This window comes from Streptomyces sp. MS191 (genome assembly GCF_008042125.1).
Classification (GTDB): Bacteria; Actinomycetota; Actinomycetes; order Streptomycetales; family Streptomycetaceae; genus Streptomyces.
In genome coordinates this window covers 1-16,337 of the sequence record NZ_RDBI01000159.1, presented here as the reverse complement: position 1 = coordinate 16,337, position 16,337 = coordinate 1, and the positions used below count along the sequence as shown (strand labels likewise).

At 67.9% G+C, this 16,337-nt stretch carries 13 protein-coding genes; 8 read left to right on the top strand and 5 right to left on the bottom strand.

Features of this window, described 5'->3' with window-relative positions; translation table 11 throughout:
• The 7 genes from EAO71_RS36030 to EAO71_RS36000 all read left to right on the top strand — a co-directional run.
• Positions 1–1,483: ATP-binding SpoIIE family protein phosphatase (locus EAO71_RS36030; RefSeq protein ID WP_147982017.1), on the top strand; the 1,483-nt coding region annotated here is incomplete at its 5' end.
• Between the two features lie 668 nt (positions 1,484–2,151).
• Positions 2,152–2,442 (top strand): hypothetical protein, encoded by a 291-nt coding sequence (locus EAO71_RS39500; RefSeq protein WP_261992512.1) that lies wholly within the window; start codon positions 2,152–2,154, stop codon positions 2,440–2,442.
• A gap of 105 nt (positions 2,443–2,547) precedes the next feature.
• Entirely contained in the window at positions 2,548–2,871 is a 324-nt protein-coding gene (locus EAO71_RS36020; protein ID WP_261992511.1) for a hypothetical protein, read from the top strand.
• A 586-nt stretch (positions 2,872–3,457) separates the two neighbouring features.
• Positions 3,458–5,158 (top strand): KAP family P-loop NTPase fold protein, encoded by a 1,701-nt coding sequence (locus tag EAO71_RS36015; RefSeq protein ID WP_187282973.1) that lies wholly within the window; start codon positions 3,458–3,460, stop codon positions 5,156–5,158.
• A complete protein-coding gene (locus EAO71_RS36010) occupies positions 5,158–6,003 on the top strand; it encodes a hypothetical protein (protein WP_147982015.1) in 846 nt (281 codons plus the stop codon). Before EAO71_RS36015 ends, EAO71_RS36010 begins: the two co-directional genes overlap by 1 nt.
• Positions 6,000–7,271, top strand: coding sequence for a queuosine biosynthesis protein queC (locus EAO71_RS36005; protein ID WP_147982014.1), 1,272 nt, complete (start codon positions 6,000–6,002; stop codon positions 7,269–7,271). The genes EAO71_RS36010 and EAO71_RS36005 overlap by 4 nt, the downstream gene beginning before the upstream one ends.
• Positions 7,255–8,019 (top strand): TatD family hydrolase, encoded by a 765-nt coding sequence (locus EAO71_RS36000; RefSeq protein WP_187282972.1) that lies wholly within the window; start codon positions 7,255–7,257, stop codon positions 8,017–8,019. Before EAO71_RS36005 ends, EAO71_RS36000 begins: the two co-directional genes overlap by 17 nt.
• A gap of 60 nt (positions 8,020–8,079) precedes the next feature.
• On the opposite strand, the gene EAO71_RS39495 is transcribed toward EAO71_RS36000, so the two are convergent.
• From EAO71_RS39495 to EAO71_RS35975, 5 genes are all read right to left on the bottom strand, one after another.
• Positions 8,080–8,910: a pentapeptide repeat-containing protein gene (locus EAO71_RS39495; RefSeq protein WP_147982012.1), complete on the bottom strand. Its 831-nt coding sequence runs from the start codon at positions 8,908–8,910 to the stop codon at positions 8,080–8,082.
• A 148-nt stretch (positions 8,911–9,058) separates the two neighbouring features.
• The gene (locus EAO71_RS35990) at positions 9,059–10,129 is read right to left on the bottom strand and encodes an AAA family ATPase (RefSeq protein ID WP_147982011.1); all 1,071 of its coding nucleotides are present in this window, start codon (positions 10,127–10,129) and stop codon (positions 9,059–9,061) included.
• On the bottom strand, positions 10,126–12,516 hold the full coding sequence (locus tag EAO71_RS35985; protein WP_147982010.1) for a Mu transposase C-terminal domain-containing protein: 2,391 nt from the start codon (positions 12,514–12,516) through the stop codon (positions 10,126–10,128). Before EAO71_RS35985 ends, EAO71_RS35990 begins: the two co-directional genes overlap by 4 nt.
• Entirely contained in the window at positions 12,513–13,325 is an 813-nt protein-coding gene (locus tag EAO71_RS35980; protein ID WP_147982009.1) for a hypothetical protein, read from the bottom strand. Before EAO71_RS35980 ends, EAO71_RS35985 begins: the two co-directional genes overlap by 4 nt.
• A complete protein-coding gene (locus EAO71_RS35975) occupies positions 13,318–14,256 on the bottom strand; it encodes a TniQ family protein (protein ID WP_187282971.1) in 939 nt (312 codons plus the stop codon). Before EAO71_RS35975 ends, EAO71_RS35980 begins: the two co-directional genes overlap by 8 nt.
• 207 nt (positions 14,257–14,463) lie before the next feature.
• Here EAO71_RS35975 and EAO71_RS35970 point away from each other — a divergent pair.
• Positions 14,464–16,337, top strand: a 1,874-nt coding sequence (locus EAO71_RS35970) for a DEAD/DEAH box helicase (RefSeq protein WP_147982007.1), incomplete at its 3' end; no start/stop codon positions are given.

Sequence of the window (16,337 nt, the reverse complement as noted above, 5' to 3'; positions counted from 1 at the left end):
CGCGGAAGCCGTGCTCGAAGGGCTGGAACAACCCACTCCGTGGGACGTCAGGCCGCCCGTCAGGACGGTGGCGCACAGCGGCAGCACGGATCAGGAAGACACTCCGGCGCGGGACGTCCCCGCCGACGACCGGCGGCTCGTCCTCCCCCTGAAGGCCGGTGCCGCGACGTTCGGGACCGTCACTCTCACCCGTACGGACCGCAGGGCCCCCTTCGCCGACGCCGACCGCGACCTGGCCGGCGAACTGGTCGCCCATACCGCCGTCTGCCTCGACAACGCACGGCGCTACGCCCACGAGCACGCCACCGCCCTGCTGCTCCAGCGCAATCTGCTGCCGCAGGAACTGCCGGAGCACACCACCGTGGAGCCGGCCCACCACTACATCCCCGGGGCGGGACCCACGGGCGTGGGCGGCGACTCGTACGACGTAATCTCGCTGTCCGGCGCTCGCGTCGGGCTCGTCGTGGGCGACGTGGTGGGCCACGGGCTGCACGCGGCGGTGACGATGGGGCGGCTGCGGACGACCGTCCGCGCCCTGGCCGCCCTCGATCTCGCGCCCGACGAACTTCTCAGCCGACTCGACGATCTGGTCGGCCAGGCGCGCATCGGGATCGACCCGAGGGATGCGGAGGGCGCAGCCCCTGCGGTGTGCGCGCGCTGCCTGTACGTCGTGTACGACGCCGTCCACGGGCGGATCGCGGCGGCGAGCGCCGGGCATCTTCCGCCGGTCGTCGTCCCGCCCGGGGGACCCGCGGCACCCCTGGATGTCCCCGTCGGGCTGCCGCTGGGGGTCGGCGGAATGCCGTTCGAGGCCGCGGAGTTCGAGATCGAGGAGCACAGCTTGCTGGCCCTGTTCACGGACGGCCTGGTGATCGGGGCGGACGGTGATCCCGATGCCGGGGTCGTCGGCCTGTGCCGGACCCTGACGGAGCATTCCGGTCTGCACCCGGACGACATCCGGCGCCGACTCGCCGCGCCCCGGGACCCGGCGGCCGCCCGCGACGACGCGGCACTGCTGCTGGTCCGTGTCCGACCCCTGGCCGAGGACCACATGGCGAGCTGGCGGATCGACCCGGACCCGGCCGAGGTGGCCGGAGCCCGCGCCTTCACGAACGCGCAGCTGGCCCACTGGGGCCTCGACGCCGTCGGCTTCGCGGTCGAACTGATCGTCAGCGAACTCGACACAAACGCGATCCGATACGGGGCTCCGCCGGTGGACCTGCGACTCCTGCGCGACCAGGACCGCGCGCTGATCTGCGAAGTGTCGGACGGTCGCGAGACGTCACCGCGGCTGCGGCGGGCCCGGCCGGACGAGGAGGGGGGCCGCGGGCTGTTCCTGGTCGCCCAGCTCGCCGACCAGTGGGGGGCGCGCTACACGCGTGAGGGAAAGACGATCTGGGCCGAGGTGCCGATCCGTCCCGACGCCGAGCCGACGATCCCTTTTGATCTGGACGCGGAGGACGCCGACGCCCTGGGCATCTGAGAGGTCGTTTTCGTCCGATCTTTTATCCCGAGATGGGCTGTTGCGATGTGCCGGTTTGGTGTCAGTGGGGGATTGGCAGTGACGGTCCGTCAGTCAAGGGCGTTCGTGCTGGTCGTATGTCCAGGAGCCGCCGCAGATCCTGTCCGCCGACGTCGGCGGACAGGTTGGCGAGACCTGGCTCGATCCTGCCAGCACTCCGGCGTGCAGGTCTCCATCCGGCTCGCGAAACAGTCTTCCCCCTGTGTCTTCAGCCTCCGAAAGGAAGCTCCATGTCTCGGCCGTCGGGCTACGCAAGTCATACGGTGAAAAGCTCGCCATGTGGGACCGGATCGCGCCGCGGGCGGGCGCTGGCCGATCGGGTCCAGGCTCTGCGGTGGGGTGTCGGACCGGCTACACGTCGTCCTGCTGACGAAGCTACGGTCGGCGAAGCACCAGGCCACCTGCCGTATGGCCTGCCGTGTCGTGCGATCAAGAGCGAGCGCTGCCGGAGGTCGCCTCGGGCGTCTGGCCGCGGGGACAATGCGCTTGTGGACCTGAGACCGGATTTGTTGCCCCCGTCGGTGAGTCGGCAGCGGCTGGATGAGCTGTGCGCTGAGGTGGAGCGGATCGCTGACCTGCTTGAATCTTGCCCGGAGGCAGCGGGAGAGGCGATCGCGGTGTTCAACGCGATGACTGGGCACGATTACGAGGCTCTCGACTTCGCCGAGTACTACGGCGGCAGGACTCTGGAGGAGTTCGCGATGGAGGCGGCCCGGCCGGCACGTCCCGTGGTCACGGACATCACCCGAGACGAGCTCGTCGAGATCGTGCGCAGAATTTTGATGGCCGCCCCGGAGAGCGACTACTACCTGCGTCTTCTGGAAGTCAACGTCCCGCATCCCTGTGTGAGTGAGCTGGTCTTCCACCCCTCCGACGGCTTGGAGGAGGCGTCTGCGGGCAGATTGTCGACGAGGCTCTGACGTACCCACCCATCGCGCTCTGAGCGGCGGGGGAGCCCTTACCGCTGGCGTGTCGTCCGATGCGAGCGCAACTTGGTGGCGAAGGCCGCGGCCAGACTCCGTGCCGTGTATGAGTTCCGGGTCGGCGACGAGGTCTTCCACGCGCGGATCGACGACGGGACGATCGAGGCGCTGCACGGCCCCGCCCAGCACCCGGACGCGACGGTCGCCATGAGCGAAGAGGTGTTCCTCGGGGTGACCGGCCAGGGGCAGACCCTCGCCGAGGCGATCGGGGCAGGGTCCGCCACGGCGAGCGGCGACAATCGCGGCCCTGCGCCGACTGAACCGCCTTGCCCGGCTCCCTTCTCCCCGCTCCCGTATGTCTTCTCAATGTGTTTGCAGCGCGTGACTATGCTTCAAGCCTCTGACCTGCACACCTTCACATACTGAGAAGGAGATCTTCCCGGGGGATTGGCTGCTGGAATCTCGCGGACTGGGCGTACGGCGGAGCTGTGAACTGCTCTTATGTAAATCATGAGACGCGGCGTCACTTCCACTGAGACGACTTTAGGTGCGGCAAGGTTTTGTGGCGGGATGCTGAGCGTACCGTCGGCGTGGGCTGCCGTAGTTGTGCTGATGGGGAAGCGGCCGTGATGTTACGGCTGGCCAGCGCGGCCAGCAGTGGACACCTCTGCGCGTAGGCGCCTCCGGCACCGGGGCCTCGCTCCCCGCCGGAAGTGGTCCCAGCGGGTCGAACAGGCTGCAGTGGCCGGTCGCGTTCGATCTTGATGTGGTTGCCGCCGGCGTGCTTGCTGGCGTGTCGCTTTCCGAGTTCGCGTCGGCGCCGTGGTATGTATGGTTTTGATGAGGGGGGTGATGCTGCTGGTCTGGCATAGAACTCTTCGATGTGTGCCTGATCACCTGTGCTCGCTGCTGCTGTAGCGCCGTTTCGTCCGCTGGTAAGCGGTGTGGAGACGGGAATCGGTTGGTGGGGTGAAACGGCGAGCGTATGGATCGGCCTGCCGGGGGGCACCTGATGAGTGAACTGCAGCTGTGGGATGACAATCCGACGACGGTGGATCTTCTGGGATTCGCTTCGATCGTCGACACTGTGGTGGCCGCCTTGCGGTCGCCGTCTCTGGACCCCGTGACGATTGGTATCAACGCCCCCTGGGGTGGAGGGAAATCCACCGTTCTCGGCCTCTTGCATCAGGTATTGGACCAGGAACCCGGATATCGCGTCATTCGTCTCGATCCGTGGGAGTTCGACGACCAGTTCGACGTGCGTGGCGCTGTCATCGGTGAAGTCCTGCAGGACCTGCTGACGGCCTACCCGGACGCGGATCTCGAGGATGCTGCGAAGGGTCTCCTGGAACGGATCAGCTGGTCACGTGTTGCGGCCAGTATGGTTCGCGGTCAGCTCGTGGCGCAGACCGAAGACCTCGTCAAAGCCTTCACGCCGCAGCCGAGGCAGGATGCCAAGAGCCTGGCGGGATTCCGCAGCGAGTTCGCCAAGCTGCTTCAGGACGTGGAACCTCTCCAACGCCTCGTTGTCTTGGTGGACGATCTAGACCGGTGCCTGCCGGACGCCGTGATGGCCACCTTGGAGGCCATCAAGCTGTTCTTGTCCGTCAAGAAGGTGGCGTTCGTCCTGGCGGCCGATCAGGAGATGGTGCGCGAGTCCATTGCTGTCAGTCTTGACGCTACGGGCCGCGGCGAGCAGTTCGCACTCCGCTATGTGGAGAAGATTGTTCAACTGCCGCTGTCGTTGCCGCGTATCAGTACGGACGAGGCGGGCGCCTTCATCACTCTCCTGCTTTCACAGCGCCGGTGCGAACAGGAAGGGGATTATGAGCGGCTGGTTACGCACGCCCAGCAGCGTCGCGCGCAGGGACTCTCACCTGTTCTGGCCGACATGCAGGACCTGCCGTGGGTGCCCGACGCCGACACTCTGGCACTGGCCAGCCGCTTTGCCGCAGGCCTGGCCGCGCACCGTACGGGAAGCCCTCGCAGCATCAAGCGGTTTTTGAACGCATTCGCGCTGCGCACCCGAATTGCTGAGCGGCACGGCATCAACATCGACGCCTCGGTGATCGCCAAGCTCATGCTGCTGGAGGACAGCCACGGCAAGGACTTCGAGACACTCGTCCGCCTGCAGGAAGCCCAGCGGGCCGAGCTGTTGGAACGCTGGCAGGCCTGGGGTCGGGACGAGGAGAAGGACAAGCCCGCTGAGGTCACCGAGGACAGCAGAGAATGGGCCGCATCCGATCCCGATCTCACCACCGCGCCGATCGGCCCGTACCTGAGTCTGGCCGCGTCGCTGGTCAGTCTCACCGCCGCCGCGTCCCTGACGCAGCAGCAGCTCACCTGGGTCAGTGACTTGGCGAGCGCCTCTGAACCACACCGGCGTGACGCCCAGGCCGGAATCGTGACCGCGCTGGTCACCGACCAGCAGGCTGTCGTCGACGCCCTGGTTCAGCGCGCACGCCGCGAATCGGACACCGATCCGCTGGTCGAGTCACTGGTGCATATCGCAATCCACACCCCCGAACTGCGGTCAGCTGTCGCGCAGGGGCTGTGGGAGATCCGCAAGTACCTCATGCCCGGATCCGTCGTCGACATGGACAGCAGCGGCGTCGAGGAACTGCAGGCGCTGATTCCGCGGCTGGCCGAGGCCACCGATATCGAGCCGGCGACGCAGGAAAACGCACGGATCACGATCGCAAGGAGTGACTGATGGGCACCTCCGGTTCCTACGGAGGGAGCGGCAACGCGGACTGGAAGCACGCCCACGAAGCGTTCGACGCCCTGCCCGCCTATGTGTCCTCCGGCAGTGGCTCCCAAGCCCCGCCCGACCTCCCGGACGGTCAGGAGCAGCTCCTCGACAGCGTGCTCAGCGCGCTGTCTACCGCCCTACAGAAAGACGACGCCGACCACGGGAGGCCACCGGCCAACCCGTACGCGCTCCCCGAGCTGTTGGCCTCTCCCCGACGCGGCGGCAACGGGGGCGGCGGCGGAGGGGGAGGCACCCGCAACCTCGTCGGAAGAGCTGGCGCCGGATCAAGACGCCAGGTCATCAAGGGATCCTCCCGCGGCGCCGCTGCTCTGGCCGGCGCCTACGCATTGCGAAACGGGGATGCGGCCCGCCTGCGAGAACTCGGCCTGGACCTCGCCGAACTGCGCAGCCTGCGCCCGCTCGCGCAGGTCTCACGTATCCTGCAGACGGTACTCGGCGACGCGGGCCACCCCGATGAGGCGGCCCTGCGCAAGGCCGCTACCAGGTACGTTAAGGCCGTGCTCGTCGATCCTGATCCACCCGCGCAACAAGATGGTCTGCGCGGACTCGTCACTGAATGGATCTACGAACTCTCGCTGGTCGAACTCGGATCACAAAAAGCACAAGGAGACCTGACGGCGCAGGAAGCGATCAGCAAACAACGATGGGTCCGCTCCTGGCTTGAGCGCCGCCTCAAGAACATCGATGTCCCCGACACGCGCCGCATGACCGTGCAAGAGTTCACCGCAACAGCGGCCAAGGTGACCGGGGAGGCACTGCGCATGCTCCGCGCGCGACGCTCATGACAACTGCTCTCGAAGTGTTGCCCCACGACGCCCAGCAGCACGAGCCCTCCGCCACGGCTCTGCGTTGGGCCCGCACCGCTGCCCAAAGTCCCACCCCGGAAGTGGCCGGCGCTCTTGGATGGGACCTCGACCTGATCGGCGCCGTCCCCGTGGAGGCCTCCGACCTGGTGCGCATCGCCGCTGCGGCATACCTCGCCGATCGCAGAACCCCCCGCCCCACCACGTTCGTAAGGACATTCGAACTCACCGTCCACACCGTCAATCCCGAACCCTGGAACAGTGCACCCGGTGAGCTGACCGAAGAGCTCCTGCACTGGCTGACCGGTGACGTATGGCACCTGCGCGCCGTGCCCGCCACCGTGACTGCCCGTACACACGCCCCCCTCGCGCCCGCCGATGACGTCATGCTCCTCAGCGGCGGGCTTGATTCGCTGTGCGGAGCTGCCGATCACTTGCAGGACGGCACCGAGCGGATCTATCTCAGCCACTACGACGGCAGTACCGCAGTACGGTGCGCGCAGAACATGGCCAGCTCCTGGTTGCAAGGCCGCGTCTCCTACCCCCTGCGCCACCACAGCATCAAGATCCGCCCCAACGGCACTCCCGCTGAATCCACCTCACGGAGCCGCAGCTTGCTGTTTGCCGCGCTTGCAGCTGCCACGGCGGCCACCGCGTCGAGCCCGCAGGTGACCGTGCCCGAGAACGGATTCACCAGCATTAACCCGCCACTGGCCACCGCACGTGGCGGTGCCCTGACCACCCGGTCCACCCACCCAGGAACCTTCAGCCGCCTCAACGCCCTTCTGGCCGCCACAGCTATCCCCGTCACCATCGGCAACCCCTATCTCCACTGCACCAAGGGAGAGCTCCTGGAACGGGCCCACAACCGGGCCGGAGACGCGCTCCTTGCCGCTGCCGCCGCGACCATCTCATGCGGAAAACTCGACGGAGGCCGCTACAAGGGCGGCAACGCCAACCTCAACTGCGGGCTGTGCGTGGCCTGCTTTGTGCGTCGCGGATCCTTTACCGCCGGCCCCCGCCACGACCCCACCGTCTACCTCGTCGACCATCTGGCGCGCCCCTCAAGGGAATTGCTGATCAAGCGCCGCCGCAGGGACGTCCTGGATGTCCAGCAGGCCTACCTCAACGGCATCGACGAAATCGATATCCTCGCCGTAGGCAATCTGCCTCCCGAAGCCGACATTGATGCCATCGTGGACCTGTGCCAGCGAGGCATTCAGGAACTCAGCCGTGTCCCTCTTCCCTAACGAACTGCCCGCGCTGGACTGTCATGCTCACATTGCCCCTGACGTGACTGACTCCCAGATCAGCGCCTTGAACGGAGCCGTTGTCTTTTCGGTGTCGCGCACCCCGGCCGAGACCGACCACGCCCTGCGACGCCGCGACCCCACCCTGGTCTGGGGCACTGGCGTGCACCCGGCGGTGCCCGCCGCCCTCAAAGACTTCAGCCCACACCAGTTCCGCACCACACTGCAGCGGACCTGCTTCATCGGAGAAGTCGGGCTCGATCGCCGCGGTAGCCTCGAACTGCAGCGGTCCGTCCTCACCCAGATCTTTGCCGCCGCCCGCGATGAACCGGTCCTCCTCTCGCTGCACAGCAGCGGACGTACCGCTGCTTTGATGGACCTGCTCACCAGCCACCCGCATCCAGGGATCATCCTGCACTGGTTCCTCGGTACTCCCGAAGAGCGGCTGCATGCCATCAGCCTGGGTGCCTACTTCTCCGTCAACGCCGCCATGCCGGACGAGACACTCGCGGCCTTCCCTCTGCAACGCCTTTTGCCCGAGACCGACTTTCCCGCCAGCAGACGTGCCACCGGCGCGGCCCGTCCAGGAGTCGTTGCCCCGCTCGAACAGCGGCTGGCCGTGCTCCACGGCACGACACCACAGATGATCAGGCGCCGTTTCTGGCAGAACCTGCGCGAATTGACGACCCGTACCCAAGTACTGGACCGCCTGCCGGAGCCCATCGCGGACTGGGCCCTGGAAGCCTGACCGCTTCCCTGCGGCGCCCGCCCCGCCACCACAGCACGCACCCCGCGGCCCAAGGGCCCGTCACTCCCTCGGAGAGAGGCGTGCGGCGACTGCACTGTTCGCGGCAACTGCATCCGGCAGCACACAGCCGATCAAGCTGCCGGCCTGAAGCACCTGAGCGGCCGTCAGGCCCAACGCGGAGGACAGGTCGGCACCAGTGAGGTCGGCGCCTTTCAGATCGGCGTCGGTGAGATCGGTTTTCGTGAGATCAGCCCCTTTGAGGTTGGCGTCTCTGAACCTCGCACCGCGCAGGTCCGCTTCACTGAGCCTGACCCCCTCCAGCCGGGCCCCGTTCAGATACGCGCCGGCCAGTTGCACCTTCCGCAGATGCAGGCCGGCCAGGTCCACCCGCACACCACTGCCACCACGTCGCGGGCGCGCCGCGGTGAGCACGCGCAGCGCTTCTTGGACCTGCGCGTCCGGCTTCTTCGCCAACTGCGCTGTCGTCAGTGTCGTCGTCGCGGCAGGTGGTGCCTCCTTGCGGACGAACGCGTTGAGTACCCGTGCCGCAGCGTCGCCCTGATCCGGCGCATCCTGCACGATCTGCTCCATCGCCAGGACACCTCCAAGGCGCACATAGGGCTCGCCGGAACTCAACCGTTCCAAGGCCTTCGTGAAGCGGTCGGTGACCTGGCCCCGCCGAGACAGCCGGAACGTACGAGCGGTATAGGTCAGGGCGATCCCGGCTCCGACCGCAGCGACCACCTGGACGACGGCGAGACGAAACTGACCCACAGCCGCCGCCCGGCCGGGACCATCAAGCAAAGACCAGTCGTCGCTCGTCACCCATCGCGCCAGACGCACCGTCAGCGGAGTGAAAACAAGAGCCACCACTCCACCGAGCACCACCACACCGGACACTGTTAGGACGGCCGACCGCGTCCACTTCCACCACATGCCATGTTTCTATCGGACGCAGCGCCCAGCGCGCACACCGTCGGGGTCAGCTGATCGTCAAGCCCTTTCGTGCCGCTGGCTTCCCTTGTGGCCTGCCGGATGCTCAGCGGCCGTCGCCGCGGCCGATGCGGATGTCGTCGAGGAGGTCGCGGGTGATCGCTTCTGTGCCGGCCAGGTGTGCGGTTTCGATGGCTTCCTGGGCGGCCTGGCAGATCAGGTCGTTGAGGGAGTCGATGAAGCCGCCGGTGCGCTTGTGGAGGTAGCGGGAGAGCTTGACCAGGGTGCCGGGCTGGTGGTCGTAGAGGCGCAGGTCCTCTTCGAAGCCCTGGACGCAGCTGTGCCAGTCGTCACCGAAGGGGATGGCGCCGGCCCACAGCACCGGAAGGTCGCTGAAGTAGGTCTTGCCCTTGATCCCGGGGGGCAGGTTCTTGCGCCGCTTGCCGTTGCGCGCGTCGTGCACGATCTCGCGGGCTCCGGTCCCGCAGAAGACGAACGTCGCGCGGGTACGGTCCTGCAGGGACTCGAAGTAATCGAAGGCGCCGGTGATCTCGTTGTCCTGGATGCGGTCCACGCCGTCGACGAGAACCAGCTGAGTCCGCGCGTGGGCCATGACGTGGGCGACGGGCTCGGTCATGTCGGCCGGTCGGCGGGTGCGGTCGGCGGCGTTGAGGGTGTGGTTGAGGCCGAGGAACTCGGCGAAGGGCAGCGACCAGTGCAGGTTGGTCTCCCGCTCGGGCGGGACGCTGAGGTAGATGACCGGGATGCGATTGGCATCGGGCCCGAGGTCGGCCTCGATCAGTCCCTGGAAGCCGCGGCCGATCTGGACGAGCAGGGTGGTTTTGCCGGTACCGCGGTCTCCGTCGATGATCATGCTGGTGCTGCGGCCGACGCTGCTGAAGCGGTTCTTTCGCAGCTGACGCCGTGCGTCGAGCAGACCGCGGCGCAGCGCCGGGGTGACCACCGGCAGCATCTCGCCGTGATACATCAGCCGCGGATCGCGGGGCCCTACCCGGGTGCCCTTGGGAGCGCAGTCCGCGAGGTCGGGCGCTTGGAGCGTGCGTGAGGCAGCGGCGTTCCAGCCTTCCCGCGTGGTCAGCAGCGGGACCTCGATGGGCTGGGTCACGGCATGGGCGACCTCCGGACTGAAGTCCCGGATCAGTTCTTCTCGGCTCACAGGGCTTCTTCTCCGTCCTCTGCGTCATCGTCGGACGCGCTGCTGTGGGGGTTCGGGTCGTCGGTTATGCGCGGGGTGGCAGGCTGGCTGTAGCCGAAGGCGAAGATGTCGGCCGCACTGCCGCGCAGGCTGAGCGAGTCCGCACCGGACCGACGGGCCCAGCCGGTCTGCTCATCCTCGCCACTGTCGTCGTCGATGCTGTCGGGGACGTCCGGTACGGCCGGCTGCGACTCTTCCCGGGCAGCCGAGGGCGGTGGGGGAGTGGCGTCTCCGGCCGCCAGGACGTGCTCGGCGTCCATGGCCAGCGACGGCGCCCGCACCACCGTTGCCGGGTCCGGGTCGGGCACCCCTTCGTAGGGGTCGGGGACGTCCACATCCAGGTCCAGGACGGGACCGGTGAACAGCTGCGGCACTCGCTTCGCCTGCGGGTCGGGGCCGCGCCGGGCGCGCTCGCGCAGCGCGGACACCTCGCGTGCGATGCGCCGCTGGTCGTCCCTGCCCCCGCCGTCCTCCAGCACCCGCAGCGTTGCCTGCTCCCAGGTCCACTGGGTCCAGGCATCGCTGATCAGGCGCTGGTGGATGAACTCGGCCTCCACCCAGTCGTCGATGGTGTGGTCGTAGAGCCACACGAACCTGGGGGCGTAGGGGCTGTAGCGGATCTGCCACCGCATGCCCTGCCCAGGGATCTGGCTGTGCCGGTTCCTGTACTCCCGCAGGGCTTCGCTGTTGTAGGTGCGGTTGTCGATGGTGACGCCCTTGTCGGTCACCATCAGCCGCTTGAACGGCAGCAGCTTGCGGTTCTCGTGTGGAGTCAGAGGCAGCGGTACGTGGCCCTCGGCGGCCACCAGCGTCGCGTACATCCGGTTCGGGCTGACCGTGATCCCCGGCAGGAAAGGGCTGCGCAGCCCGTCGTGCGCAGTCTGCTGCCAGTCCAGTGCGATCCACTCGTCGAGCAGGTCCTGCAGCTCGTTCAGACTCCACAGCGGCTCCTCGGCGACGTGCTTGCCGCGCCGGGCGAGATCGGAACCGGTGTATCCGGCGACGTACTGCGAGAACCGCTTCTTGACCGCGCCGAAGGTGCTCTCGATGACGGCCTTGTCGGTGGCGGTACGCGTCCGGGCCGGGCGCACGCTGATGCCGAGCATGCGGCACACGTCGTCGAAGTGCTCACTGTTGAAGATCTTGCCATGGTCGACGACGATCATCCGGGGCCGGATCACCGGCCGGGCCGCAGCTCCGGCCATGCGTGGATCGCAGGCCACCAGATCCGCGTACGGCAGCTCGGACCGCTCGGCCAGGGCCGACGGCGACCAGCCGGGCCGGCCGGGCATCGGCGCCAGAGCCTGCGCCAGCATCAGCACCGCGTCGAAGGACCGGGTGCCGCGCCCGCCCAGCCGGCGGCCCCGGGGGCCGCGGCCGGGAACCTTCGGCACGATCATCGCGCCGATGATCGACCGTGACGCCACGTCGATCGCCGCGGTCAGTTCGACCTGTACCGGCTGGCCGTCGTCACCGACCGCGATGATGTCCAGACCGGTGGAATCGATCTGGACCTGCTCGCCCAGCCGGAGCGCCCACGTTGGCGTGTAGGGGGCAGCGGCCCCGTTGGCCGCGTCCATCCGCCGCTGGGTCGGCCACCGCAGGGAGCCCACCGCAATGCCCAGCCGCTCCAGCAGCCGGTAGAAGGTGGCACGGGAGATCATCAGCCGGTCGTACTCGTCGGGATGCTCCCGCTCCACGGCGGCCTGCAGCCGCTCGTACAGGCGGGTGCCGTGCCCGTCGGACTCCTCCCTCCCCGCCTCCACCTCCGCCAGCAGCAGCCGCACCACCCGCTCGTCAGTACGCCCCCACGGCGAGCCGGCCACGACCTCACGGACCAGGTCGAACACACCCCGTGCCTGATAGACGCGCCGGCGACGCTCGATCGTGCTGACCGAGGAGCTCTTGAACCCCAGCGCTTTCAGCTCGGCGGCCTTGGCCGCGATGCGCTGGCGGACCGTGAAACGTGCCGGATCGTAGCCAGGACGCGGCACCGTGCCCTCCGCGGCATCCGGCGGCACGCCGTCGTCGATCTCCCGCAGATGCCGTTCCCAGTCCCGCACCGCCGCCCGCTCGGCCTCCGACAGCAACGACAGGCCACTGGTGTCCGCCACCCGTACCGCATCCCGCACCTGGCCGTCCTCGTCCAGGAGGGCATAGTCGGCGGCGCCGACCACCGCCGCCACCAGCGCGTGGGCGTCGTGCCCATGCTCGTCCAGACAGCCCAGCTGCGCCTCGGCGCCCTGCAGCGCCACTACACGGTACGTACCGCCCTGCCACCGCACCCGGGCACCCAGGGGCAGCCCGCTCTGCTGCGCCGCCGCGGCCAGCGGTCGAACCGACGTCATCCGTTGCCCTCCGAAGAGTCGTCAATGCTGGTGCCGGCCCATATCCGTGAGGTCGGGAGCAACGGCAGCGTCCGGTCGAAGACCAGTGCCCCCGTCCACAGCAGATGCCAGACGTGACCGGCCGCCTGCAGCCCAAGGCCCGAGACAGCAGCGCCCTCCTGCATAGGACGCGGCACGGCGAAGATGTCCAGCAGCACCTGCCGTGTTTCGGCCTCTGGGGCGAACTCGGCACCGCGGAAGTGCGCCATGCTCCGAAGCGAGGAGTGCAGCACTCCTCCAGGCACCTGCAGAGGACGGATCTGCCATCCGGCCGCGGCCGCCGTATGTCGCAGCACCCGCTCCTCCAGCCACGCCGCCCGGGCCGCAGAGCGATGTGGGATGACCAACCGCCGCCCGTCGCGCGTGCGCGCGAAGAACGCCGGCCGTACCGTCCCCTGCCGGCCCTCGTACCGCCAGTGCAGCTCGGCGACTCCGGACTGGAAGCAGACGATGTCCGGATCGAAGTCGAGAAGCATGGCAGCGTCCATCTGGACCGTGCTGGAGCACCACACGGTCACGCCGTTCGTCGCGCAGAACCAGTTGGTCAGGATGGACCGCCGCCCCCGGTAGGCATGCGGCTCGGACAGCGGAGCACGCTCCTCGAGCGGTATATCGCGCAGCAGACTCGGCTCGTGCACCACGGTACGGCCTGCCGCACTGCGGTAGTGCACCTGCACGTCCATGTCCGCCGGCAGGTGCGCCTGCTCGTCCGGTGCGAGCCGGCCGGGCTGCTCCTGCCCGCAGGTGCAGCGACTGTTCCGGTTAGCCATAGGGGCGTTCCACCGTTGCCAGGACGTCCCACGGCACGCAGGTGAGCTCGTCGACGGACTGCAGGGCGCCTACCCGTTCGTGTGGAGCGGCGAGAGGCAGATGCGTCCCGGGCCGCGTCCTGGSAACGGGGGTAGGGGGGAGGGGGTGCCTTGTGGCCCAGACGCCGAGGACCCTGCCGACGAACAGGTCGAACTGAGACGGAGCCTGCTCGACCCACTGCGCGTAGTCCTCGGGTGTCATCCGTCCCTCGACGCGCCGACGCTCGAACAACGCCATTGCGTAGGCCAAATTCACTGCAGCGGGCAGTAGCCGCAGGGGCGTGGTGCGCTCAGTGCCCAAGCGCGGCAGGTGAGTTGCCTCGTGGGCGAGGACACCGAAGGCGTCGGCTACCAGGGCCCGGCCCGCCGACCCCAGCCGGCGGACGAGGTCCTGGCGGCGGCGTTCCGCCTCCACCACATGAGGGCCGGGGGAGAGGTCGATGAAAGGGACCGTGTCGTCGCGGGAGTTATCGCTGAAGCGGCCATGCCGCAGGCAGATGTGCCACATATCAGGGCAGATGAGCCACACGGGGGCGTCGGTCTCCCGCGCGGCGGCACACAAAGCGCATCCCCTCACCAGGAACCCGCCGTGCGGAGCCCACGGCCACCTCCACACCGCGCCGCGGTTCCCCTCCGGCAGAAGGTGCTCGTCTGCGGTGCTGGGCAGCGCTCTGACCAACTCCTCCACGGGGCGAGCCACCAGCACGGCCAGATTGTTCCGGGCCGCCCGGTTCATATACAGCTCGGTGTAGCGCGGATCCACCTCGGATGCGGACCGGCCTTCGCCGAGACTGTCCAGGAACCGGCCGACCGCCAGACCATTGCGGGAGGCGAGCCGTGTCACGTATGAGCCGGTTGACTCTCCGGCGACGAACCGGACCTGCAGCGGCAATGGCCTTATGAGCACCGTGAGTTCCCGTTCTGGCTCGCAGACCCGTTCCTGCCTGCCCCTGCGCACTGTGATCTCAGCAACGACGAGGCACGATGACTTGGAACACAATACGTAACTGGCGCTAAGCCGAACACGGCGCCCAGGGCAGCACCCTGCCCTCAAGCCCGGACGCCCGACTCTGTAGAAACCGATCGAAGGCCGCATCCCATGAAACGCGTTGGCATCCAGATGCGGGACCACCAGCGTGACGCATTCAAAGCCGCCGTGCGGGGCCTGACGTACATGCCACGCGTGACCGTGATCTCCGCCACCGGAAGCGGCAAGACACTCACCGCCATGCGCGTTGGTGAACACTTTGCGGACCGCGGCAACATCCTTGTCGTCGTGCCATCGCTGAATCTGATCAGTCAGACCGCCTCGCACTGGGCCAGACACAGCATCGTCGAAAACATGCTCGGCGTCTGCTCCCTCCCCCCGGCCCAGGCGGGCACCATCCGGCTTCCTCTGACCACCGACGCCCGCCGGATTGCCCAGCTCGTAGCAGCCAACGTCGGCCCTACAGTCGTCTTCGCCACCTACGCCTCCCTGCCCGCGCTCACCCGCGCGCACAACAAGCACCGCCTGCCGCCCTGGGCGATCGTGATCGTCGACGAAGCCCACCGCAGCAGCGGCAGCAGCAACAAGCAGTGGGCAAACGTCCACAAAGACAGCGCCATACCTGCCCGGCGGCGCCTCTACATGACCGCCACCCCACGCACCTGGGTCCTCTCTGACCCCAAAAAGAAGCGCTGTCGAGAGACCATCGACCCACAGGCGGCGCCCGAGCCCCTCGTCTCCATGGACGATCCCACTGTCTACGGTCCCGTTGTCTACCGCCTGGGCCTGGCCGATGCCATTGACCGCGGCATCCTTGCCGACTACCGCATCGTCGTCCCCGTCATCAATGACGACGAGCTACGCAGAGAACTTCAGAAGACCGGCCTCACGCGGCACATCGACGGACTGCGTCTGTCCGCCCTTCAGGTCAGCCTTCTGCGCACCATGGCTATCCACAAGGTACGCCGCGTCATCAGCTTCCACAGCCGCATCGCGAATGCCCACCAGTTCAGCCGCACTTTGCCGGCCACCGTTACCGCAGCTGCCCGCAGCACCGGAATCCGCAAGCTGTGGACCTATGCCCTCCACAGCAGACAGCCCCTGAGCGAGCGCGCTGGCCGCCTTGCCGAGTTCGAGAACGTTCCGCTTCTCGCTAACCGCACGAGAATCCCCGGTGCCGTCGACGGCGCTGTGCTGTCCAACGTCCGGGTGCTGGGAGAGGGTGTCGATGTCCCCGACGCCGACGCGGTCCTGTTCGCTGACCCCAAGCGCAGCCCCTCCGACATCATCCAGGCCCTCGGCCGTGCGCTCCGTCAGCCACCCGGCACTGGCAAGGTCGCTCTTCTGATCATTCCCATCTACGTCGGCCGCCGGCAGACCACCGAGAAAGCCCTCGAATCATCCGAGTTCAAGATCCTCTGGGAGGTGCTCAACGGGTTGCGCGATCACGACTCGAAAGTCTGGCGCCGCCTTGGCGACGCCTCGGAACCCGTCGACTTCAAGAAGTCGCTTCCTCCGGCACCCGAGCGAGCTGCCGAGGTCGCCTCCGTCACCAGCCTGCGAGCCCATGAGGTCGATACGCGAGTGTGGGCAACCGGCTGGACCGCCGCCGTCGGCTACTACGAGCGTCACCATCACCTCAACGTCCCCAGCGAATACACCGATCCCTTCGGCTACCCCCTCGACCTCTGGATCGGTCAGCAGCGCTCCCTCTATGCCAACGGCAGCCTCGCCCCCGACCGCGCCCTGGCCCTGTCCAGCCTCCACATCTCCTGGCCTCACCCGCCGGGCAGCTTCGAAGACCGCCTGGCACAAGCCGTCACCTTCGCCGACGCCCACGGCGGCCTCGCCCTGACCACCGCACCCAGCGACAGCGGCGGCCCTCTGATCCGCTGGCTCAACCATCAAAGAGCCCTCGATGACAGCGGACGCATGCACACCGCACGCCGCGACGCCCTTGCCGCCGTCGACTTGCCGCCGTCGAC